The sequence below is a fragment of the Thermococcus thioreducens genome (genome assembly GCF_002214545.1).
In the GTDB taxonomy this organism is placed as follows: Archaea; Methanobacteriota_B; Thermococci; order Thermococcales; family Thermococcaceae; genus Thermococcus; species Thermococcus thioreducens.
On record NZ_CP015105.1, the window covers coordinates 1,422,216 to 1,444,408 of the forward strand.

25 protein-coding genes and 1 pseudogene are annotated in these 22,193 nt (G+C 53.4%); 3 read left to right on the plus strand and 23 right to left on the minus strand.

Annotated elements, in window-relative coordinates; all coding sequences use genetic code 11:
* The first annotated feature begins 197 nt into the window (after positions 1-197).
* Positions 198-845 (plus strand): hypothetical protein, encoded by a 648-nt coding sequence (locus A3L14_RS07845; protein WP_055429494.1) that lies wholly within the window; start codon positions 198-200, stop codon positions 843-845.
* A gap of 20 nt (positions 846-865) precedes the next feature.
* Here the strand turns inward: A3L14_RS07845 and ndk are convergent, their stop codons facing one another.
* The 11 genes and pseudogenes from ndk to A3L14_RS07890 form a co-directional block, all read right to left on the minus strand.
* On the minus strand, positions 866-1,378 hold the full coding sequence (gene ndk / locus A3L14_RS07850; RefSeq protein WP_055429495.1) for a nucleoside-diphosphate kinase: 513 nt from the start codon (positions 1,376-1,378) through the stop codon (positions 866-868).
* A 101-nt stretch (positions 1,379-1,479) separates the two neighbouring features.
* The gene (locus tag A3L14_RS07855) at positions 1,480-1,686 is read right to left on the minus strand and encodes a 50S ribosomal protein L24e (protein WP_055429496.1); all 207 of its coding nucleotides are present in this window, start codon (positions 1,684-1,686) and stop codon (positions 1,480-1,482) included.
* Between the two features lie 5 nt (positions 1,687-1,691).
* Positions 1,692-1,904: a 30S ribosomal protein S28e gene (locus tag A3L14_RS07860; RefSeq protein WP_055429497.1), complete on the minus strand. Its 213-nt coding sequence runs from the start codon at positions 1,902-1,904 to the stop codon at positions 1,692-1,694.
* Positions 1,905-1,982: 78 nt separating this feature from the next.
* Positions 1,983-2,354 (minus strand): 50S ribosomal protein L7Ae, encoded by a 372-nt coding sequence (rpl7ae, locus tag A3L14_RS07865; protein ID WP_055429498.1) that lies wholly within the window; start codon positions 2,352-2,354, stop codon positions 1,983-1,985.
* Between the two features lie 152 nt (positions 2,355-2,506).
* The gene (locus tag A3L14_RS07870) at positions 2,507-3,121 is read right to left on the minus strand and encodes an HVO_0476 family zinc finger protein (RefSeq protein ID WP_055429499.1); all 615 of its coding nucleotides are present in this window, start codon (positions 3,119-3,121) and stop codon (positions 2,507-2,509) included.
* An 88-nt stretch (positions 3,122-3,209) separates the two neighbouring features.
* Positions 3,210-4,412 carry a hypothetical protein gene (locus A3L14_RS07875; RefSeq protein WP_055429500.1) on the minus strand — a complete coding sequence of 401 codons (1,203 nt, stop codon included), beginning with the start codon at positions 4,410-4,412 and terminating at the stop codon, positions 3,210-3,212.
* A 108-nt stretch (positions 4,413-4,520) separates the two neighbouring features.
* Positions 4,521-5,375 (minus strand): ATP-binding protein, encoded by an 855-nt coding sequence (locus A3L14_RS07880; RefSeq protein ID WP_232473453.1) that lies wholly within the window; start codon positions 5,373-5,375, stop codon positions 4,521-4,523.
* 18 nt (positions 5,376-5,393) lie between these two features.
* Positions 5,394-5,671 (minus strand): annotated as a pseudogene (locus A3L14_RS11945) (ATP-binding protein); the annotation flags it as partial.
* A gap of 30 nt (positions 5,672-5,701) precedes the next feature.
* Positions 5,702-5,827 (minus strand): hypothetical protein, encoded by a 126-nt coding sequence (locus A3L14_RS12015; RefSeq protein WP_257789379.1) that lies wholly within the window; start codon positions 5,825-5,827, stop codon positions 5,702-5,704.
* A gap of 62 nt (positions 5,828-5,889) precedes the next feature.
* The gene (locus A3L14_RS07885; protein WP_074631158.1) at positions 5,890-6,840 is read right to left on the minus strand and encodes a helix-turn-helix transcriptional regulator; all 951 of its coding nucleotides are present in this window, start codon (positions 6,838-6,840) and stop codon (positions 5,890-5,892) included.
* A complete protein-coding gene (locus A3L14_RS07890) occupies positions 6,792-8,681 on the minus strand; it encodes a phosphoadenosine phosphosulfate reductase domain-containing protein (RefSeq protein WP_055429501.1) in 1,890 nt (629 codons plus the stop codon). The genes A3L14_RS07885 and A3L14_RS07890 overlap by 49 nt, the downstream gene beginning before the upstream one ends.
* A gap of 123 nt (positions 8,682-8,804) precedes the next feature.
* On the opposite strand from A3L14_RS07890, the gene A3L14_RS07895 reads away from it, so the two are divergent.
* Positions 8,805-9,770 (plus strand): SPFH domain-containing protein, encoded by a 966-nt coding sequence (locus A3L14_RS07895; protein WP_055429502.1) that lies wholly within the window; start codon positions 8,805-8,807, stop codon positions 9,768-9,770.
* Positions 9,771-9,788: 18 nt separating this feature from the next.
* Positions 9,789-10,208, plus strand: a complete 420-nt coding sequence (locus A3L14_RS07900) for an NfeD family protein (protein WP_055429503.1) — start codon at positions 9,789-9,791, stop codon at positions 10,206-10,208.
* Here A3L14_RS07900 and A3L14_RS07905 read toward each other — a convergent pair.
* The 12 genes from A3L14_RS07905 to A3L14_RS07960 all read right to left on the minus strand — a co-directional run bounded on the left by A3L14_RS07905 (position 10,189) and on the right by A3L14_RS07960 (position 22,046).
* Positions 10,189-11,451 carry an amidohydrolase family protein gene (locus A3L14_RS07905; RefSeq protein WP_055429504.1) on the minus strand — a complete coding sequence of 421 codons (1,263 nt, stop codon included), beginning with the start codon at positions 11,449-11,451 and terminating at the stop codon, positions 10,189-10,191. The two genes, A3L14_RS07900 and A3L14_RS07905, sit on opposite strands and share 20 nt — an antisense overlap.
* Positions 11,452-11,498: 47 nt before the next feature.
* On the minus strand, positions 11,499-13,439 hold the full coding sequence (locus A3L14_RS07910) for a hypothetical protein (RefSeq protein WP_055429505.1): 1,941 nt from the start codon (positions 13,437-13,439) through the stop codon (positions 11,499-11,501).
* Positions 13,436-15,154 carry an archaellar assembly protein FlaJ gene (gene flaJ / locus A3L14_RS07915; protein WP_055429506.1) on the minus strand — a complete coding sequence of 573 codons (1,719 nt, stop codon included), beginning with the start codon at positions 15,152-15,154 and terminating at the stop codon, positions 13,436-13,438. Before flaJ ends, A3L14_RS07910 begins: the two co-directional genes overlap by 4 nt.
* A gap of 9 nt (positions 15,155-15,163) precedes the next feature.
* Entirely contained in the window at positions 15,164-16,792 is a 1,629-nt protein-coding gene (locus A3L14_RS07920) for a type II/IV secretion system ATPase subunit (protein ID WP_055429507.1), read from the minus strand.
* 1 nt (position 16,793) lies between these two features.
* On the minus strand, positions 16,794-17,489 hold the full coding sequence (locus A3L14_RS07925) for an ATPase domain-containing protein (protein ID WP_055429586.1): 696 nt from the start codon (positions 17,487-17,489) through the stop codon (positions 16,794-16,796).
* 5 nt (positions 17,490-17,494) lie between these two features.
* Positions 17,495-17,944: a flagellar protein G gene (locus A3L14_RS07930; RefSeq protein ID WP_055429508.1), complete on the minus strand. Its 450-nt coding sequence runs from the start codon at positions 17,942-17,944 to the stop codon at positions 17,495-17,497.
* 2 nt (positions 17,945-17,946) lie between these two features.
* Positions 17,947-18,450, minus strand: a complete 504-nt coding sequence (locus tag A3L14_RS07935) for a hypothetical protein (protein WP_055429509.1) — start codon at positions 18,448-18,450, stop codon at positions 17,947-17,949.
* Positions 18,451-18,459: 9 nt separating this feature from the next.
* A complete protein-coding gene (locus A3L14_RS07940; RefSeq protein ID WP_055429510.1) occupies positions 18,460-19,365 on the minus strand; it encodes a FlaD/FlaE family flagellar protein in 906 nt (301 codons plus the stop codon).
* Positions 19,362-19,865, minus strand: coding sequence for a flagella accessory protein C (locus A3L14_RS07945; protein WP_055429511.1), 504 nt, complete (start codon positions 19,863-19,865; stop codon positions 19,362-19,364). The genes A3L14_RS07940 and A3L14_RS07945 overlap by 4 nt, the downstream gene beginning before the upstream one ends.
* 49 nt (positions 19,866-19,914) lie before the next feature.
* Positions 19,915-20,568 (minus strand): flagellin, encoded by a 654-nt coding sequence (locus A3L14_RS07950; protein WP_055429512.1) that lies wholly within the window; start codon positions 20,566-20,568, stop codon positions 19,915-19,917.
* A 184-nt stretch (positions 20,569-20,752) separates the two neighbouring features.
* A complete protein-coding gene (locus A3L14_RS07955; RefSeq protein ID WP_055429513.1) occupies positions 20,753-21,715 on the minus strand; it encodes a class I SAM-dependent methyltransferase in 963 nt (320 codons plus the stop codon).
* Positions 21,716-21,725: 10 nt separating this feature from the next.
* A complete protein-coding gene (locus A3L14_RS07960; protein ID WP_055429514.1) occupies positions 21,726-22,046 on the minus strand; it encodes a helix-turn-helix domain-containing protein in 321 nt (106 codons plus the stop codon).
* Positions 22,047-22,193: the final 147 nt, after the last annotated feature.

Genomic DNA, 22,193 nt, shown 5'->3' on the forward strand with positions numbered 1-22,193 from the left:
GTTTGCCTGGGAACGGCCCTCGTACTCGGGAAGCTGAAGGGAAGGAGCTATGAGCTAACGATGGCCCTCAACACCCCCTGCTAACGTACCTCATCGCGGACGGCCTCTACGGTGACTGGAAGGATATCGGAAACGTTTTCTTTTCCACACCACTCGGTGATTTCACTCCAGGGGAGCTGATAGGCATCCAGACGTTCTTGGCAATTCTCATCGTCGTTGCCTACCTCTGGCTCAGAGGCGGGAAATCCCTGACAGTGGACGAGTTTTCCGGCATCTCCCCAATGTTCTGGGTGGTTCTCGGCACGGGGATGGCTCTTGCATCAAGCGCACTTCCCCTCCTGGCTTTACCAAGTCTGATGCTATACTCGGCCCTCGTTCTGCTCTCCGAAAAGAACCCGCTGGGCTGGTTAAACGCTGAACCCTGTCACGGGGAGCTCGGGGAATTCGCAGAGGAGCTAGGTCTTAAATGCCTAACCGATGAGGAAAGCCTTTCAATCTACAGGCTCAAGGGGTACATCATAGTGGGCGGAAAAGCCCGTCGCGATTTTCCCCGCTGGAGAGAGGTAGTAAAGTGTCTCTCCGAACTTCCGGAAACCGGGAGGTTCCGCCTCGCCCTGTATCTGGTGGGCCTCATTCCTCTTCCAGTCGGGATAATCCTTGGGGAGGGCTTCGTAACTGCGCTGATTCTCGTCCCTCTGATGTTGCTCCTGTATATGGCCATCTTAATCGCCACGGTCAGAGGAACGCGCTCGCTCCTCCCTGAAACGTGTAGGGAGGTTATGGATGAATACGTGGAATTTGTTAGAAGGAACCAGAAGGGAAAAAGAGGGTTCGTGATAGGCTGACTCTCCTCCACATTTCATGGTCAGTCCATGCTGTCCATGTACTCCCTCTTTCCCTTTGCGTGGGTGTGGTAGAACCAGTCGGCGGCCTTCCAATACTCAAAGAGTTCTTCTGGCTTGAAGTAGAGGTTTATCTCCCTCTCGGCGCTTTCAGGGCTGTCGGAGGCGTGGATGACGTTGTATATGGCATCGCCAACGTCGAGGCCGTAGTCGCCCCTTATGCTTCCGGGCTCTGCATCCTTCGGATCGGTGGCACCAGCCATCTTCCTGACGACGCTTATGGCGTAGCGTCCCTCGATCACCATTACAACACTAGGCGCTTTGGTGATGTAGTCTATGAGCGGCTCGAAGAAGGGCTTGCCCCTGTGCTCCTCGTAGTGTTTCTCGGCAAGCTCCCTGTCAATCCATATCATCTTCATCCCGACGATTTTAAGTCCGCGCTTCTCAAAACGGCTGATTATTTCACCCACGAGACCCCTTACAACGGCGTCGGGCTTCAGTATAACGAGTGTCCTCTCTATCTTCCTCTCGGCCATTGGCAACACCGAAGTTAGTTGGCCGGGTGGTTAATAGGTTTTTTGGAGGTACTTGAGGCGTAAGAAACGCCAAGACAGAAACGGGAAGAGAAAGAAAGAAATCACTTTCTCCTCTTGGCCCTCTGGAGCCTGGCCTCCTGGAAGGCCTTGGTCCACTTGAGCTTCCTCGGGTTCCTGCCCATGAAGTAGTACTTCTCGCACTTGCTGGAGCAGAAGAACAGGACTCTGCCGTCGTTCCTGACGTACATTTTGCCCGTTCCCGGCTCGAACTCCTTTCCGCAGTAAGAGCAGACGTTCCACCTGGCCATCGCGATTACCTCCTAGCCCTGATCTCCCTGGCTTCACGCTCGGTCTCCCTGAGGATGACTATATCGCCGACGCGGACCGGGCCCTTGATGTTCCTTCTTATGACGCGGCCCTTGTCGCGGCCTTCCAAAACCCTGACCTTGACCTGAGTAACGCCACCGGTGACGCCGGTTCTGGCAACGATCTCAATAACCTCAGCCGGGTATCCTTCGTCGCTCATTTCTCACACCCCTTAACCTAAAAATCCCTCGCACGGATGAACTTAAACTTTTCCGTGAGTGAAGGAAGGAAAAGGAGCTCACTTCATGAGCTCCCTGACCTTCATAGCGATGTCCTCAACGAGCTCGCGGCCCTTGCCGGGCTCAATTATGGCGACGCTCGCGGCCGGAACCTCGATTCCAGCGGCGGCGCCGAGCTCCTTCTTGCTCGGAACGTAGATGTACGGAATCTCCTTCTCCTCGCACAGCGGCGGGAGATGGGCAACTATCTCCTCAGGGTCAACATCCTCAGCGATGACAACGAGCTTGGCCTGGCCCCTCTCAACGGCCTTGGTCGTCTCGTTGGTACCCTTCCTAATCCTTCCGGTGTCGCGAGCGAGCTCAACAGCCTCAAGGGCCTTCTCAGCAAGCTCGGCCGGAACCTCAAACTTGACGTAGCTTGGCTTCGCCATCCTTCATCCCTCCGAAACCTCATCGTTCATCGAGTTTTGCGTGCTCAATTCCGGAGGAGGCTTTAAAAGGATTTCGATATCAGCAGCGGCCAAGCTCTTCATTCCCTAAAGGGTCAGGATGGAAAAAGAAAGGCTCATCACGCCCGGGTCTTTCACGCGGATTCCTTGGAGTAGCCCCTGTATATCTCCAGGCTCCGTCTTGCCCTCGCGCGCGGTATCTGGTGCCCCATCAGGGCGACTATTCTATCAGCCTTCGCCTTTCCGTGGTGGAGCATCTTGGTTTCCGTTTTAATCTTCTCGACCCTGAAGGTGTAGCCGCCGACCTCCAGCACCTCGCCGACGACGAACTCCTCGTTCCTCGGCACCTTCACCTTGAAGGCCTGGGTAACGCCCTTGGGGAGGTATATGGAGACCTTGATGACCTTCGGGTAGGTCAAACTCTCGCCCCACAGCGTTTTAATCTTCCCTATCATGGCCTTGTTGACCCTCCTGTCTCCTTCGAGCTCTATTCCGGTTATCCTGACCTCATCGTCTTCGGTCTCGACGATGTCGCCGACCTTTATCTCCTCACCCTCCGGTAGCTCGACCTCGCTCTTAAAGCTCCTCTCGTGCTTACTGACGATGAGGGGAACCTTGACCATCTTTGGCAGGGTGATTATCCAGACGTTGCCGCATTCATTACAGCGGAGCATCAGCTCCCTTCCTCTCTCCCTGATTACCTCGACGTCATCGCTACCGCATTCTGAACAGATAAAATACTCCTCCATATCTCTCACCAGATGGAAGAATAGGGAAGGCGTTTATAAAAGTATTCAAAAATGCAAATAGACTTGTCTTATGAAAATAAAGAAAGACTCACCCAACTTTTATCATCCAAATCCAGCCGACACTGACCGTTTTTGAGTCGAAGTACCAGTAATCCGGTATCGATGCCTCAAAGGTCACGTCGTACTGAACTTGAACTATTTTGTGCCAGTTTCCATCATGCAATGCCAATTCATCAAAGCTGGCAACAGAACCGGCCATTGTTGAAAACGTATATTTGGCATTATCGGAATTCGGATCGAAGTAGAGATACCACTTAACAAGTTCTTGACTGGAATCTGATACCGGAACCATCTTGTATTTTGGTACTTCAACATTAAACGATACCCCAACCCCATAAGCACCTAATTGTACCTGAATACTCTTGTAGCCGTATTGTGTACTGCCGGGGGCTATCTCACCAAGCTGTGGATTCAATGATGGTTCCAAGTTCCAATACTGGGTTATAACACCTTTCTTGGTTCTGTAACAGCAGTAATCAGGATTCAGAGGATACAGAGAGTATCCCTGCTCACTTTTGAAGTAGGCGCCATCACTAGATACTGCCCCAGATACCATGAAATACTCCCTCGATGGGTCAGGGTCATTTTTAAGTGCTCGGTAGTGGACTTTTACGTAAACGTTTCCTGCCGGGGGACTCAAAGTCTCGTCTTCTATTGGTCCAAAGTCGTACCAGTAAGGCTCAGAAGTTCCGGTAGGCATTATTATGTCCTTCCCTGTAATTGCCGTAGCTTTTGCTTCCATATTCTCGGGGATACCCGCCTCTTTGAAGGTTCTAATATCATTCCCAAATGTCATGGGAGACCTGGCCCACATCTCAAGCTCTTGGTAAAGCTTGGCAATGTCTCCAGAATAGTCCTCTGTAATCCTCTGGATTTTTATATTGACCCTTCCCTCAGGGGATACCTTTATGCTGTATCCTACAATTTTTGTCCCGGGTACCTCTAGAGGAAGTGCATATACCTTATACCGTCCTGAGGTTGGGAGGGACTCAATAGCTTTCTGTATTCTATTCGCAATATCCTCGGGAGCCAAAGGCCGTTCAGGACTTCCAAAGATAACAAATGCAGTATGGTTGGGAAGGACAATCTTTCTGAATTGTATCTCCTTGATTGCCGGAATATTGTTGCCTTCCGAAATTCCAGAACGAGTATCCAGTGTTGGTGTACCGGAAACTAAAAAGAGACTACCAACCAAGACTCCAATCACGAACCAAACAATCCCATGCCGCATTCGCCCCCCTCCAAGGGTGATCAAACCTACTCGGTAACCAAAATATTTAAATTTTCGCTTTGTAGTTACTAAGCACAAATTTTGGACATTGTCATGTATATACGAGATTTAATAGTAAAATGGTTTCTCAAGAAGCCACCGCCAGAGGAGAACGAATCTGATGGTCTTTCTCCCAACCTGGTGAATGTCCTCGTAGTCCCATGTCACAACGGTCAGTTTTTTATAACTCAGCGACTCTGAGGCTCTTAGAAGGGCTTTAATCTCCCTGTTCATTGTTGCCGTGTCATCGACGTCGTAACTGACCTGTATAAGCTCAACAACATTAAACCCCTTCGAAACCACGAAATCAACCTCTCCCCTCCCATCGTCCCAGTAATGAACTTCAAGCCTTGGCTCGAAGTAGTGCTTCCTCCTCAGGAGCTCCACCGCCACTATGTTCTCGATTCTGTACTCCTTGTCCTCAACACCAAAGGCACTTGCAAAGCCAGTATCGGCGAGGTATATCTTCGGAGTGCTCCTTAGCGACTCTACCTCGCTTGGGTGATACTTTCTTATTGGGATTACAAAACCTACATCCTCCAGGTAGGAGAAGTACTCCGAGGTCGTTGGTCGGCTCAGCTTTGTGCCGGTAGAAGCAAGAAGGCCATTGAGCTTTCTTATGGAGATTTTTCTGGCAAAGTTTCTCACAACAACCCTCATCAACGCCTTCATGGCCCTTGTTTTCTCAACTCCGTACCTTTCAACCAGGTCGCGGTAAACTATGAGATCGAGGTATTCCTGAAGGGTTCTGATCTTTATCAGCTCAGAGGAATCCACTATCCCGGGAAAGCCTCCGTACCGAACGTACTTTTCCAAAAACCCCCTAAGCCTGCCCCTGCGTGCTTCTGTTAGTGGTTCGGAGTAATCAAAACCTTTGAAGAACAGAAACTCCCTGAACGATAGCGGAAACAGTCGAAAACTCAAACTCCTACCTCTAAGAGATGTGGCTATTTCCTTGGAAAGAAGCTTCGACAAGGAACCCGTTACGAATACCTGGCCCTTTTTCTCTCAAGGAGCCTTCTGACGAACTTTTCCCATCCTTCAACTTCCTGAACCTCATCGAGGAACAGGTACATAATGTCGGCGTCAGGATTTAACTTGTGGTACAGCTCCACTATTTTGGAGAGGCCTCCCGCCTTCAATCCTTCCAGCCTCTCATCTTCGAAGTTGATGTAGAAAAGCCTTCTCATCGGCATTCCCGACCGGAGGAGCTTCTGCATTGCATTGTACAGGAGGTGGGTTTTTCCTACTCACCTTAATCCAAAGAGGACAACAGCCACATCAACGTTATGGGCACTTCGAGCTCTCTCCTTTGTCTCAGGTATGCTGAACTCGTGGAACTCGGTGATGACTTCCTCCAGGAGCATTTTAACCACATGGTAAACTTAGCTTTACCACATTTAAGGATTTTGGCAAAGTGGACTCTACCACTTTTGCCTCACTCCCTCAGGAAAACCCTGTATGTCCTCCCTTCCTTCACGCGGGTTATCAGCCCCTTCTCCTCCATCTCGCGGAGGATTATGCTGACCTTGGCCTTTGAAACGCCGAGCTTATCGGCGAGTTCGCTCTGAAGGATCGGGCCCTCCCTCAGCATGGCGAGTATCTTCTCCTCGTCGCTCCTCAGGTGAGTGAGCTCCTCCTCGCGCTTCCGTTCGCGATAAAGGATGTAGCCGTAAACGCTCCCGCCTCCAATGAGGAGACCAATAATGAAAACACCTACGTAGAGCCACGGGGAGGGCGGCTTTGGAACGGTTATCTCCCCTGAAAAGCCCACTATGAAGTAGAACTCGTCCCCAGGACGAATGTTACTGCGCTTCCATTCGAGGAGGAGTCTGTCCGTTGAGCTCTCAACCCTGTCGGGCGAGGGAATTATCGGCGAGAGTATGGCGTAGCCCTTCGGGACGAGCAGCTGCATGTGAAAGACCCCGACCGGCTGGCTGAACTTAACGTAGTACGTGAACTGCTGCTTCTCACCGTTCTCACTTATCATGCCGCGGGTTGTAAAGGCCAGATTTATTCGGGCGCTCTGGCCAGGCCTGATCATGGGAAACGTCATATATACTGCGTTGGTTCCCCCAAGGACTTGCCTGACTGTGACGTTAATTCTCTCCACAGTGTTTCCTAAGTCCAGCACGGCGCTGGCATTCTCCACAGGGTAGTCAGTGTAGATAACGTACTGGGTAAGGTTGGTGTAGGATGTCACGTCTATCTCAATGGTTTCCTTGATGTTATCCGGACTAACCACCTCAAAATACACCGCGTAGGCGTTTATCTCGTAGTCATATTCCTGGGCACCGACAAGCGGGAGGAAAAGGAGAGTCAGAATCAGGAATAACCCGATTACAGCTGACTTCCTTCCGAGGGGTTTTTGATTTTTAGGAGCGGGCATACGTCCATACACTCCCTGCAGTGGGTGCAGAGCTCACCGTTCACAACGATTTTCCTGCTCTTCGGATCGATGCTGAGGGCATTCTCGGGACACTTGCCGACGCAGACGCCGCAGCCGACGCACTCGTAGGCCCTCTTGACGAGGTAGTAAGCCTGCAGGGCCTCCTGAGAGTCACCCGTATAGGCCCCGTCTGGTTTAAATGTAACATCGCCCGCCCTTATGTAGTTTTCGCCCTCCTCAACCTCCCCGAGGATTGGAGCAACTTCCCTAACCCTTCTCAGGTTTATAACGGTGTTGAAGCGGGTTACGAAGCTGTCATCGGTTTCCTCGATGGAGTACCTCACTGGCTCCCAGGAGCGTTCCTCCGGAACATCCACGCCCAGCTCCCTCGCTATCGCCTTCTCCCCCTTACTCAGCTTCTTCCAGCGCCAGAAGCCGTAGGTTATCCACTCGTCGGGCATTCCAAAGCGCTTCCCCCAGACCTTGAGCTCGTTCTCCCACCTGGCCCACAGCTCAGGCTTCTCTTCTTTGAGGGTGTAGATTTCGGCAAGCGAAGCGCTCGGACAGAGGAAGCAGCCTATTCTGTCAAGCCTGTCCGCGTAGAGCGGGTTGTACTTAAGGTTCCTGCTGAAGATGTAGAGCCAGACCTCCAGCGCGCGCCAGTGGAATATCGGCGATGCCCCCCTCTCGTTCGGCACCCAGGGGTTCTTCCATATCCGGGGCTGCTTGAAGCGTTTTATGCTCTCGTACTTCCTCTGGCCGACGAACATGAGAACGCCTTTTGGGTAGTTCTCCTTTATCGCCATCGTTATGGGGCCAAGCTTCGTCACCTTACAGCACCAGCGGTAGTCTCTACCAGGTGGGGAAAAGACGTGAAGGGCGCGCCAGAACGCATCGCCGGCATCGGCAACGATGAACTTTATGCCCTTCGGCTCAAGCTCCCTCCTCAGCTCCTTGACGTATTCAAGCGTTTCAGGGAACTCTATGCCGGTGTTGTTGAAGAAGACGGTAAAATCTTCGCCGAACTCCTCAAGAGCGAGACCGAGAACGGCCAGGCTGTCCTTGCCGCCCGAAAAGGCAACCGCAACCGGAAGGTCGGAGTAGCGGGTGGCAACTTTCCTCATGAAGCGCCTCGCTTCCATCACCTTCTTCTCAAGTTCGATGGAGTTGGCCCTCAGCACATCTTCCATCGTGGCCTTCCTTCCCTCGCGGTAGTTTACGCTCTTCTGCCGCCTCACCTTGACGCCGGTTCCGCGCTCCCTGGCTATCAGCGCGCTGTAGTCCTTCTTCGCTATGCCGGTAGCGATAACCTCACCGCTCTCAGAGACGAGGATTACGTCGTCGTTTCTCCGTATGCTCTGCTCTGCTTCAACTATTCCAACCGGCAGGAGGTTGGAGCCGCCCAGAATCGGGTCTATGGCCCCTTCATCGACGATTATCCACTTCCTCATGGACTTTCCAAAGCGCTTCCAGAGGGCAATGGCACCCTCAACCTTTAAACCTGGCTTCCACTTCAGCTCCAGCGGGTCGAAGCGTATCCAGCCGAAGACGTAGCCGTCGAGAATTATCTCGTAGGAGTCGTCCTCTCCAGGCGTCTTGTTGAGGAGGACGATTTTTCCATCAAAGAGTTCGCCGAGGTCAACGCCGTAGTGCTCCCTGAAGACCGAGCGTATGAACTCGATGTCCTTCTCAAAGGCGAACCTTAAGTCGCCCGGAGGTGTGATGTTGAGGCGGAATACACCCCCCTTTCCGTGGACGGCACAGCTATCACCGATGAGCGGGACGTTGCACTTCTCGCACCAGTAAACATGTGCTTTACCGAGGAAGACCGGCCTTCCCATTTTCTCTCACCGCGCTTAGAATGGAGCGAGGGTTTATAAAGGCGATTGCTCGTGTAGTATCTCCCCAAAGTTTTTAAGCAGTTTAACTTCATGTCCCATGAAAAATCACTGGAGGCGATGGTAATGGCAGTATTCGCTGGTGCCGCGCTGGTCATACTGGGTGTTTTTCTTTTGATAATGCTCCTGCTGAGCGTAAAGGTTATCCGCCCGTACCAGAAGGGCCTCGTTGAGAGGCTCGGAAAGTTCAACAGAATCCTGGAGCCGGGAATACACTTCATAATCCCCTTTATGGAGCGCGTCAAGGTCGTGGACATGCGCGAGCACGTCGTCGATGTGCCTCCCCAGGAGGTCATCTGTAAGGACAACGTGGTCGTCACCGTCGATGCCGTCGTTTACTACCAGATCCTCGACCCCATAAAGGTCATCTACAACGTCAGCAACTTCCTGATGGCCATAATCAAGCTCGCACAGACAAACCTCCGTGCCATCATAGGTGAGATGGAGCTCGACGAGACCCTCAGCGGAAGGGACATAATCAACGCCAAGCTGAGGGAGGAGCTCGACAAGATAACCGACCGCTGGGGCGTCAAGATTACGCGCGTCGAGATACAGCGCATAGACCCGCCCAAGGACATTCAGGACGCGATGGCCAAGCAGATGACGGCCGAGCGTGAAAAGAGGGCCATGATACTTATAGCCGAAGGTAAGAAGGAGGCCGCCATTAAGGAAGCGGAGGGACAGAAGCAAGCTGCCATACTCAAGGCGGAGGGTGAGAAGCAGAGGCAGATACTCGTGGCGGAGGGCCAGGCCGAGGCGATAAGGAAGGTTCTCGAAGCTCTGAGCCAGGCAGACGAGAAGTACCTCACGCTCCAGTACATCGAGAAGATGCCAGAGCTTGCAAAGTACGGCAACCTGATAGTGCCCTACGACACGGAAGCTCTCATCGGTCTGCTGAGGATACTCCAGAAGGTCAAGGAGACTCCCCTCCCGGAGCCCAGGCCCCCCAAGGGGGACAACCCAGGAAATGAGAGCGCATCGATCAGCCCCTCAGAGGACGAGCTGAAAAAGCTTAAGAACATGATGGAGTGATTTAGACCGGTGGTGCGGATGGATATCCTCCCAATTTCCCTTTTGATTCTTGGACTGCTCGTAATAGTCCTCGACATGATGGTATCCGCGTTCATAACCCCAATCGGAGTGGCAATGGTGGTCCTCGGTCTCCTGCTGGGCTTTGGCGTGAACTTCACCGAGAGCTTTGTCCTGGCCCTCGTAGCTGCGGTTGTGGCTTATATCCTCGTTGGCAGGTACATAAAGAGGGACGTCCGGGATGCCGGAAAGGGCAAGTACACCTTCGAGCTTAAGGGCAAGCACGGAAGGGTCGTCGAGATAGGCAGGGAGCACTACATAGTCGAGCTTGAGGGAGACAGATGGATAGCCCTGGCCGAGGGGGACGAAAAGCTGAAAATAGGCGAAACCGTCGAGGTCGTTGACGTTGACGGCGTCAAGCTCATCGTCCGGAAGGCCTGACCTCTTTCCACAGCTCCTCCAGGGTTTTCCCTATCATTATGAACAGGCCGTTTCTGTAGACCACTTCCCCGTTCACCATCACAAGCTCGACGTCACTGCCCCTCGTTGAGTAGACGATGTGGGAATACAGGTTCTCCCCCGGAAGGAACTGGGGCTTTCTTGCGTTTATCAGCACGAGGTCAGCAAGATATCCAGGTTTTATCAGGCCCGCCTTCAGCTTCAGAGCTCTGGCACCGCCAGCGGTCGCCCAGCGGAAGACCTCCCTGGCACTGGCAACGTCAGTCCTTCTCCGCCAGACCTTGTTGAGAACTGCAGCAAAGCGCATCTCCTCAAAGGGATCCATGAGTCCAACAGGGTTCGGGGAGTCGTTGCCGAGGGCTATGTTCGTTCTGTTCTTGGCCAGCTCGATTATCGGGGCTATCCTGCCTTCGAGCTTTGCCATGCTCAGCGAGCAGTGGACGAGCGTGGCGCCGCTCTTCGCGTAGAGGGGAACCTCTTTTTCACTCAGGTAGATGCCGTGGACGCCGATCAGGTGATCGTCCAGGACACCGGCCATTTCAAGGTACTCCACGGGCATTAGGCCGTAGCGCCGCTTTACCGTCTCAACCTCCGCCATGCTCTGGGAGAGGTGGACGTGGATTAACGCGTTCTTCTCGTGAGCAAAGCCGCCGATTTCCTCCATCAGCTCAAGTGAGACAGTGTTTGTGGCGTGGGGCGCGAGGATGGGTTTTACAAGCTCATCATTCCCGCTCCAGCGCTTAAAGAATTTAAAACCCTCTTCTGGCTCAGCAATTGGAAACTCCACCAAATCCATCATAGTCTGGCCTATAAAGGCTCTGATTCCGAGCTCCCTTGCCGCCTCCCCTATCTCGTCCGCAAAGAAGTAGTGGTCGTTTATCGCCGTCGAGCCGTTTGCCAGGGCCTCCGCCATTCCGAGAAGGGCCCAGCGACGAATCTCTTCCGGCGTCCACTCAAGCTCCGCCGGCCAGATGACGTCGTTGAGCCACTGTTCGATAGGAACGTCCTCTCCGAGCCCCCGGAACTTTGCCATCGCGACGTGGGTGTGCGCGTTCACAAGGCCTGGCAGGATGATATATCCCCTCCCCCCGTAGACCTCGTCGATGCCGTACTCACCCAACCTCCCGACCGGAACAACGTCTCTGATTACAGACCCCTCTATTAAAACCGCGGAGTTCTCCTTAACGCCCTCCCCGTCCACGAGGGTTCCAACAAGTGCCTTCATGCTCCCACCGGGGAGAATTAGGTGAGAAGTAAGTTAAAGTTTTGGGTTTACCCCTCCTCCATCTTGGCGGCTATCCACGCAAGGAGCAGGATGAACACTATCCCACCCACGAAGGAGCCTCCAATATAGATAAGCCTTTCTTTCAGGGAACTTCCTTCCCCTGAGGCTGTGGTGGTTGCGTTGCTCTCGTTGCTGGGCACGGGCACTTTTATTATCTTCGTGACCACTTTCGGCTCACAGGTTGAGCTGGTGTTTTTTACCACGGAGGCGTTTTCGGGGGTCGGCGCTGGAGAGTTCTCCCCCACCGTTATGATGGTGGAGTTGTAGAACACCCTCCCGTGGCTCTCAACCCCGGCGCTGATTTCATATTGACCGGGAGCCAGCGGGATTGCGGTGATAGAATACACCCGGCTTTCGTCTGGGGAGAGAGTGTCCGTTCTCGTCAGCCATTTTCCGTGGGCAGTGAAGTTCTCCGCTATGGAACCAAAACCTCCGGGAAGTGCCAGGGTAAGGGTGAAAGAAAGCTCGGTGTTTCCGGTGTTTATCACGGTCACGTTTACGGGAATCCTTGAGCCAACGGTACCGTTCGGTGCCGACACCACGATGCGGTAGCCGATCTCGGCGGGAGTGACCTCTATCTCCCGTTTCTCGGAGCTGAAGCTTACCTGTTCCACGCCGTAGCAGGAAAGAGCGTAAGGAGCGTGGCCCACAACCACCACACTGCCGAGGGTCAGGTTTCCCGCTTTTTCAGGAAGTATCCTGAGGGGAACTTCAACCGTCTTGCCCTTTGGAATCTCCTCCAGATACCTCGGGTAATCGTTTAAGATGCGGAATCCGTTCGAGAGGTCGATGTTCAGCCCGACGTACCTTAGGTCGCTCGGTCCCTCGTTCTTTATGATGACCTCCGCGTCGAATGGGGTAAACTGCGTGGCGTTGTCCGGGGCAATAAAGGAAACGTTGAGGAGTGCCACATCGGTTACCTTTGGTAGCTTGGCCTCGTCTATGAACGCAACCACGTGGATTTCCCTAGCCCCGTCACGCCTTCTGGAGGCCGTCGCTCCCAGGAGAAGGCCGCCGTAGTAGAGCCCCGACGAGAAGTTGCCCACGGATATAAAGCCCGACTTGATGACCCTGCCACAGGGGTTCATTATTGACACATAGGCACTGCCATCAAACACCTTGTCTATCCTTAGGAGATAGGGCCCAAGTTTTTCCGTTTTCCCCTCCCTAAGCCATCCCTCAAAAGAGGGCAGGACCTTAACACGGATGTATGCGCCCTTCAACCTTATGGAGGCTTTGAGGTACTCCGAACCCACCAGTTCTCCAATGCCTATGACCAGACTCCCCGTGTCTATCGTATCCCCCGGTTCGGCTAGATACTGCCTGCCGTTGACGCGGACGTCAACTACCTCCGTCAGCTGGCCGTCCCGAGAGGAAACCGTGTAGTTGTAGAACACAACGTCCCACTCGCCGACCGATACGTTCTGACCCCTTCTCAGGTATCCGTTGAAGAGAAGCGGCATCGGCGTCAGAGATATCCTTAGGCTGTCGAAGGAGACCTCCTTTCCGGAGGGGCAGTTAATTTCCTTCGAGATGTTCCCGCTGGTTATCTGCAAAACCCCCCCATTCTCGCTCACGGACTTCATGAGCAGTTCGTATCTACCCGCGATGAGCCTCTCGCCCTCCAAGAGATATGGAAACTCATAGGTTGTGTTCAGGTACATGGCCTCGGACGTGTATATGACGTCGTAAAGGGAGAACGAATAGTCATCCCACACGATACGGCCGCCGATGGGCACAACGCGCATGCCCACACCGCCGGGATACGCCAGCACCGAGCCGTCCTTGAGTGATATGTCATTAACTAAAACTTCTCCGCTTTCATGGCCCATCTTGAGCGGAAAAGCCAGCCACCCGCTTAGTGATGAACTGGCCGCGACCCCGGGCAACAGAATGAGGACTAGGACGAGAACAAGCAGTTTCTTCATGGCATCACCCCCAGGGTGCCCATCAAAACCCCCGAAAGGGAGGAAAAGGTCATCATCTTGCCCATCACAACGGTTCCTATGTACTGGCCAAGCGCTGCCAGCCACACGAGGACAACGAAGTAGTAGACAGTAATCCCGATATGGCCCCCGTCCGCAAACTTTATAGAGAGCGCGGAAAGGAGGCAGTGGGTTATCAGTATTACAATCAGGATGTAGTTCGTCACCTCAAGACCGCTCTTCGAGGGAACGAATATTATATTCTGGAGGAAGTCCCCCTGAATGGTCAGGTTCGAAAAGAGCTGGTTCATGTAAACCGCAACCTGGAAGGCTGCCGCAACAGAGAAGGCAAAAGCACCGGTTATTCCATAAATAACCCCCCTGAAGCTGGCAACTGTCTGTGCACGCTTTCTCCTGAGCCTTATCAGGCGCTCAAAGTTCCTTGAGATGACCATCCCAACATAATCCGGCTCGGCACCGAGCTTTATGCTCTTGTTGAATATCTCAGAGAAGATACCTATCAGCCAGCTCCCGGTGTCTATCGTAAAGTAGCGCCAGGACTTGCTGTTGTCTATTCTCATGGAGACCCTGCGGTAGAGGTTCCGTATATCCCTTGTGAGGACCCCGAAGTCGTGGGAGCTGAGATACTTGAGCACGAGGGGGAGTGCAGCGCCGCTCGCGGCCAAAGACGAGCTGAGGCTCCTCATGAATGCCGGAAAGTTCTCGTCCTTTATCAGAATGGCCTTTTCCTCCTTCTCCAGAACCTTGCCAAGGTACATGACCGGGGAGAGTATTATGGCCACCTGAATAAGGAGAGGAATGTTGAATCTCGGCCGTATAACGAGAACAACGACGATAGCCGCGACGGCACTTCCTGCGAAGGATATCAGGGCGGCTTTAATGAACCTGGCCTTCCTCTCGGAGGTCATGGCGTAGTCGGCCCATATCTTGTCCTCCGGCATCCTGTACTTTATAACAAGCAGCACTCCTATTTCAGTGGCAAGGACGAGAACGAACATGAAAGCGCTCAGACTGACGATGTCCTGCCCGGTCAGTATTGGGCCGATGATTATGAAAGTCACCATGAAGACCACGGAGATTATCAGGGAGGAGTACACCTCTTTAAAGACGTCCAAGTCGTAGAGGGTTCCCTCATAGAAGGTCTCGTAGTCGTCCATAACCGTTTTCTGCTCCTGAAGGAGGTAGTCCCTGAGCTCAACACCGCTGTCGAGGGAATAGGCGAGCCTGTCCAGAAAGTCCGCAAAGACCTTGCTGGGCGTCCTCCTGGCCAGGAACCTCAGGGCCTCGGGCATCCCCCTGTGGAGCTTGGCGATGAGGTAGTACACCTTCTTCATGTCGCTGGCTATGGGTTCGAGTATCTTTTCCGTGGCGAGGTTCCAAACCAGCTCGCTCCTGCTGACGTCGCTCGTAGAGAGAACCGCGAAGTACGTGGCAAAGTACGGGATCTTCGAGTTTATCTGAACCCTCTTGTTGCTTATCTTGGCGTACGGGTATCCCACAGCGTAGATTAGGGGCAGGAGTGGAATCGCGTACAGAGCAAAGGTTATCACGTTTGAGAGGGTAACAAACCTCTTGAGCACTAAGACCGCGGCGAAGAGTGCCATGGCACCAACCAGGCTGGGCAGGAGCACTTTCCTGAAGTATTCGTGCATCGTGATGCCAGACTGCGCCAGTATCCCAGCCTTCTCCCCCGGCATTCCACCACCTCACAGCCTGAAGCTCAGTCCCTCGATTCCCTTCTCGTAGAACGCCTTGATTTCGCGGTGCACGGCGTGGTAGTCCGTTATCCCGAGCTCCGCCATCCTCTTGATTATCCGCGCCCTCAGGAAGAGCTCGTTGTATATCTCCTTGGGATCCTCATAGCCCGCAACTTCGGCTATCTTCCTCTCCAGGATGTACGAGTTGTTCATCCCACGGAAGATGTGCCTGTCCGTTACTGAATCCCACTCGAAGACGTTCCTCGTTGCAACGCCACCGAGCTCCTCATAGTAGCCCTCAATCTCAACAACGCTTAGAACCCTCCTCAGGAACCTGCCGCGGACGTAAACGGCCTGCTGGAAGAGGGCTATATTGAGGTTGTCAATAAAAGTGACGGGGATGTTTATGGGGGCACCGGTGAAGCGCTGTATCATCTTTCTTATATCGCCGGCGTGAAACGTTGCCATAACAGGATGTCCCGTCTGCATGGCCTGGAAGGCTATGGCACCCTCCGCTCCACGGATCTCACCGACGACGATGTAGTTTGGCCTCGAACGCAGGGCCGCTTTGAGGAGGTCGAAGAGCGTAACCCTACTCTCCTCGGGTCCGCGCTCCCTGGTGGTGAGCCTCTGCCAGTTCTTGTGGGGCACCACAACCTCCGGCGTGTCCTCCGCGGTGTAGATTTTAGCGTCTGGTTTGATGAACGGGATTATCGAGTTGAGAGTTGTGGTCTTTCCGCTCGCCGTCTCACCGCAGACGAAGATGCTCATGCCGTACTCAAGGGCCAGCCAGAGGTAGGCAGCCACCTCCGCCGAGAATGTGTTCCACTTGACGAGCTGGACGACGCTCAGCGGAGTCGCCGAGAACTTACGGATGGTTGCGCTCGGACCCTGGATGCTGACGTCAGGTGAGTAGATGATGTTGATACGGGAGCCATCGGGAAGAGTTCCGTCAACTATGGGGTTCTTGTCGCTGACCGGCCTCCCCATCCTCTCACTGAGGTTTTTGAAGTAGTCGGCCAATCGGAGGTTGTCGCCGAAGGTTATGTTGGTCTCCATCGCATCGAAGATCTTGTGGATGAGTGAGACGTAGTTGGCACCTATTATGTGGATATCCTCTATGTAGGGGTCGCGCATGAGAGGTTCGAGAGGTCCAATGCCAACGATATCCCTCTTCAGGAGATAGCGGAACTTTGCAACCTCCTCCGCGGTGAACGAGACCCTCTTGCGGCTGAACAGTCCTCTGCCAATCCTACTAAGCGCCTCGTCCATGAGGTCATCCAGAAAGCGCTCGAACTCTTCGCTGTCCTCAGGAATTCTCTTCTCCGGCGCGAGCTCCAGTATCTTGTCCTTAAGGATGTCGTACTTCTTCTCTTCCTCCGGACCGGTTATCCTCGGCTCTACAACTATGTACCTCCTTTCGGTGTTTATATCGCCGTAGATGTGGATAAATATCGGGTCTCCAACGGGGTAGATTATGTTTGGATACTTTATGTCCTTCATGTCCCTGCTGAGCTGGGGATAGAATTCTGGAAACTTGCCCGTCTTTTTGACGAACCGGTCTATGTATGCCCTCAAATGAGGATTCCGGGCCATTGCAGCTTCGATGCTGTCGCTGACGTTCTTCCCAACAGGCATGTCACACCACCGCGGCGATCTCGACTATGAATCCAACCCTCGGCTCAACCCTGAAGGGTATTATCTTCTGGAAGATCCCCATCGCGTTGTTGTACTTCACTATGGTGGCCGAGTTCTTCAGGTCTCCCCCAAAGACCTTCACGCTGAGCCTGATGAGAAGGCTCGACGCCTCCTCCAGGATTTTCAGGAACTCCGGGTCTATGTCGGAGGGGTTTACGGTCATTATAGTGACCTTCCCGAGGGAGCTCAGCCTCTTAAGGTGCAGTGCAAACGCCCGTATCTCCTCCATGTCCAGCTCCGGAGGAAGGAGCGCCGAGAGGGAATCGATAATCATGACATCGCTCTTCCACAGTCTGGGCTCGCCGACAAACCTTGAAAGGAACTTTCTCCTGTCGGAGACCCCGACAAGCAGGGGGTAGAGGGAGACGAACATTAGTCGTCTTTTTATCAGCTCCTGAATTATGCTGTAACCGAGGGACTCCATCTGGTTTATGAATTCAGGGGTGGTGTACTGACTGGAAACGTAGGTTCCCGTGTGGTCGTTCTTCAAAAGGCCGTAGAGGAGCCTCTGGGAGAATATAGACTTACCCGTCCCCCTGTCCCCCTCTATCAGGACTATGCTCCCCGCAGGGATTCCCCCACCAAGGCGCCTGTGAAGCTCATCGTTGGGTATCTGGATTTTAAGGAGGCTCCCCATGGTCATCACCCCACCTCGAACACGAGGGATTTTCTCTTTCCTGTCTCTATGACAACGGTGATCTTATGATAGCCGGGCGATGAGATGAACGCGGTCGGGACATAGATTTTGCCGATATCATATGGTGCGAGCACCCCCGTTGGGTCAAAAGTCAGGTTAGCAGGGGGGATTATCGCACCATCTATCATCACGATAACCGAGTTGGAGTCAAAGGAGAATGAGTCCTTACCGACGTTGCGGACGTAGAAGATGTACGAGGAACCAGAAACGGGTATGTTCTCGGGATCGTTAATTATCTCAAAATTAGTTCGCAGACTGGTCGCCACGTCCTGGCCCTTCACAAGAATTCCGCTCGAAATATCCTGAGTGACCACGTACAGACCCCCAGCTACCATGCCCGCTACCAGCAGTGACACGATGAACAGTACAAGCTCCGAGACCACTGAACTCGCCATCGTTACCCCTCCACAGGGCAGTACCAGGCACTGCTAACCACCTGCGGGGATCCGTTGGTCGTGTTTCCGACCCACTTCCATTTTATCTTCAGCCCACAGCCAACTTCAGTGCTCACCACGAGGGAATACGTTATCGTGGGGTCCGTCTGGAGGTTCTGAACCGTTACGGTCGTCCACTCCCCAGGGAGGAGGTATTCCCTGCTTGGGGCCACGACCGAGGTGGTGGTCACAATACCATCGAGTATGTACGTCCACCTCACCGGTGATAGGGTGCTCCCCCGGTTCGTGATGTTGAATGTGATGTCATAGAACCCAGTCCCCACCGTATAGTTGTAGCCTGTGAGTTCGAGCTCGGACGTCTTTGCCCTGAGCGCCATCTGGTTGTAGTCCTCGGTCGCTTTATGAACCATCGAATATGCATTCTCACTGGATACGTAGAGCATTCCGAAGGAAACCAGCATCGCTATGAGCAGCACTGCAAAGGCCGCTGGCACACTGACCCCCATGGGAATCCCCTAAACGCCGTACACGTCTTCGAGCACCCTTCCGATTACCCTCATTTCCCTCTCTATCGCGTCCAGCACCTCCCGGGTTATCCTGACACCCCTGAGCCTCTCGATGAAGAGCAGCGAAACCAGATGATCCTGTATCGTGAGCTTCTCGTCCGGCCTCCAGTCCGGCTCCCTGTGGTGGGGCCTTATGCCCTCCGCGTATCTGAGCAGGGTGTTCAGCACATCCTCTGAGATCCAGCCGATCTGGTAGTAGAACTCAAGCACCTCTTCGAGGTTCTGCATCCCCACCCTGTCTATGAGGAAGCCCAGCCACTTCAGTGCCATCATTGTTGAGACCATGTCGTTGGGGATGTGTTCGAGCCTTGCCTTGGTGCGTGGTGGACTGACAAGTACATCCTTAAGTTCAGGGGGTATTTCAAATCCTCTGGTAAGCTCAAACTCCTTCTCCATGGGCACTACCTCCGCTTGGTTTTGGGAAGGAGGCTCGGGGGACTGCGCCTCTTCAGCCACAGGACTTTCACTGCCGAGGGACCCCTCACTGAAACCGCCGCTATTTCCGGCCCCCATGATTTCACCGAAATCCACAGCCTGGGTCCCTCCCATTGGCTGATACTGTGCCTCCTCCAACATGGACGGATTAGCCTGAGCCGTCTGGGAAAGGTTCATCAGATGGTTGCGTATCTCCTCCAGGTACCTGCCAATCTCATCCACACGACTGTCGAGCCGGGAGAGCTTCTCGATCTGACCTGCGTAGGTGCGGAGTACCTTGTCAACTATCCTGTCAACCTGCTCCGGGGTCAGTATGTCGCGCTTCTTCATGAGACGGTCTTTGAGGTCGTCAATCAGGAAGTTCGGAACTTTCCCCCTGAGGCGCCTAAGCCTTTCATCAATCTCGGTTTCGGTAATCATGCCCCTCCCTCCGACATGGCTTCGTATATCAGGTCATCAAGATCCATACCATCGATCACAAGGAGCCTCAGATCGGACTTTATTTGAGCAATTTCGGCCTTCAACCTCTCAATTTCCTCACTCAACTCCTGAATCTCGCCAAGGAGAGGATTAGCGGAATCAACATCCTTAAACGGGTTGATCTGCTGGGAGACTATCTCGTAGAGCACCATAACGTCCTTAATCACCTTATCCAGGCGGTCTATCTCCTCGCGGAGCTCGTTAATCTGGGCTTTGAGGGTGTCTATACTCACCTTTATCCTAGGAATGTCGTTCTCGATCTCGTTTACCCTGGTCATCACCTGGGTAAGGAGCTCCTCTTCCTCTTTTCTCTTCTGGGCGGCCTCCTCCGCGGCTTCCTGTCCCAGCTCATCAAGCTTAATTATCTCCCTGTTGTCCTCGGGCTTATCCTCCCCCTCCTTTTTCTTCTTGAACTTGTTCTTTAGGTACGAAAACGACATTCCAACCACCCGCGAGGAAAGTTATGGAAAAAGGAAAGTGGCAGAGGCTTCACTTGAGGTCGACAATCTTGTCGGTGGTGCTGAGACCGTAGGCGGTCGGGGTGATGACCTTGGTGAAGCCCGGAGCACCGAACTCCGGAACTACCCTAATGGTTATCGGGGTCCTCGGCTCAACGCCGCCGAAGACAGCGGAGAGGTTGATGGTGAGCAGGGCTATGTCGCCGGTGGTGAGGGTCGGAATGTTCCCGTTGAGGGAGTTGTCGGCATCCTGGACAATGAGAATTCCAAAGTGGGTTCCGTCAACCTTGGTGCTGTTCCAGGCGGGCGAGGTCGTGTCAAACATGTCGCCACTTATGGTAGCCTTGGCGTTTCCGTAGGAGAGAACGACCTGCTTCTGGCCGTTGTCGAGGTAGATCTTGGTCTGGTTGAGGTCAATGGGGGTGCTTCCGGCGTTAAGGGAAACCTGGATCGTCATCAGGGTCATGTTGTTCGCGCTCGGAGCGTAGCCGGTCACCGCATCGATCTTTATGCCCGTTGAAACCTCCTGGGTCGTCTGCCTGCCCGTGGCCTCCGCCCTCTGCTGGAGGTAGCCGCTGGTGTTGATGAGAACCGCGGCAGCCACTGCGGCCACTAGAACCATGGCTATGAAAACTATCAGGGTACCGATACCAATGGCACCCCTCTTCTTCCTCAGCAACTTCATATCCTGGCACCTCCATTAGGGATTTTGCAATATATCTTAGTGATCTTTGGATATAAATCGATTTTTTGTTGGTAATTATGTAGAAACTGGTGTACCTACATATGTAGGTCGATACTACTGTGAATAATTAAAGACACATTGGGAAAATCTCCAACATACTCTTGAAGGGCGTGAAGACAGGGGGTCACACCAGACGCGTGACCAACAGAACAGACTTCCCGAGGGTGTCGACCTTTACATCGTAGGGGCTCTCCTCCACGGCATGGATGATCTCGGTTGAGCTCGGGAAGCGGACAAATTCCCTCGTCAGGCTCTCAAAGAACTCCATGGCAGCTATCAGCGGATAGTTGTCCCTGAACGGCTCAACTATGGCGAGCCTCCCTCCCGGATTCAGGGTACCAATGGCCTTTTTAACCGCCGCACCCGGATTTTCCAAGTACTCAAGGACGAAGCTCATCACAACGGCGTCATAGGTATTTTTGACCACGAGCTTTCTTATGTCCATCTCCCTCAGGAGCACCCAGTCCATCCGGGCGTTTCTGATGCGGGTCTGTGCGATGCTCAGAAGCCCCGGCGAGAAATCGACTCCAACGTACTTCCCGTTGGGCCCCACAGCATCCCCAAGCTCCACGGGGGAAACGGAGCCGCAGCCGAGGTCAAGGACCCTCACCCCATCTTCAAGGCCCAGCAGGTCTATGAGAAGCTGTCGGTAGATTCTGTTGAGCTCCATCAGCAGGCGCATGTCCCAGAAGTCGGCACCCTTGTCGAAGTCCATGAGTATCTTCGGGTGCTCCGCGGATATGAAGGCGTAGTCCGCCATCTTGTATATCTCCTCAAGCACCTGAACCCAGTCAGAGAGCAACCTTCCGGCGTCTTCGGCACTTAGGTTAAACTCGTATGAGAAGCCCGGAACCCTCAGCACGCCGTCGGACTCATCGACGATGCCAAGGGCAACGTACGTGTCGATGAGCTTTCCGAGGTAATCCCTGTTGGACACCGGAATCGCTGCCAGAAGCTCTTCGCGGGTCGCTCCGCTCGTAAGCCTGCGGAAGATGTCGTGCTTCAGCCCGAGCTTGAAGAGGTGTGCGAGTGAGATGTCCGTCATCGCTTCGAGGTTCCTGTCGAGGACTTCGATCAGTGCGTTCATTACCTTCACCTCATGTGTACCTTGAATAATAGGAGTGGTACGACTTCAGGAGCTTGACGACCTGCTTTCCGTACTCGGTGAGCCGGTAGTACTTGAAGCCCTTCTCGATGACGACCTCAACGAGACCGAGGCTCACAAGGGAGCTGTGGCCGTTGTACCTGTTCCCAAGGCCGATAAGGGCACCCTTCACATTCGAGGGGTCTGACTTAACCACCCTTGCAATTTCAGAGAGGTAGGTGGGGGTGGGATATATTTCATCGAGGTAGAAGAGTATCCTCTTCCTTAACTCGCTGCGATTAATGGAGCGTATTACAAAGGGATCAATAAACATTTGAACATCCCCCCACCACGACCCCACAATAATTAAAGACTATCCAATTCCCACCGGGATATGTTGGGCACAATACTATATAAGTGTTACGATTTGTGAACTAATGGCGCCGTTCAACTTATCAAAATGTAATTATTACACCAATGA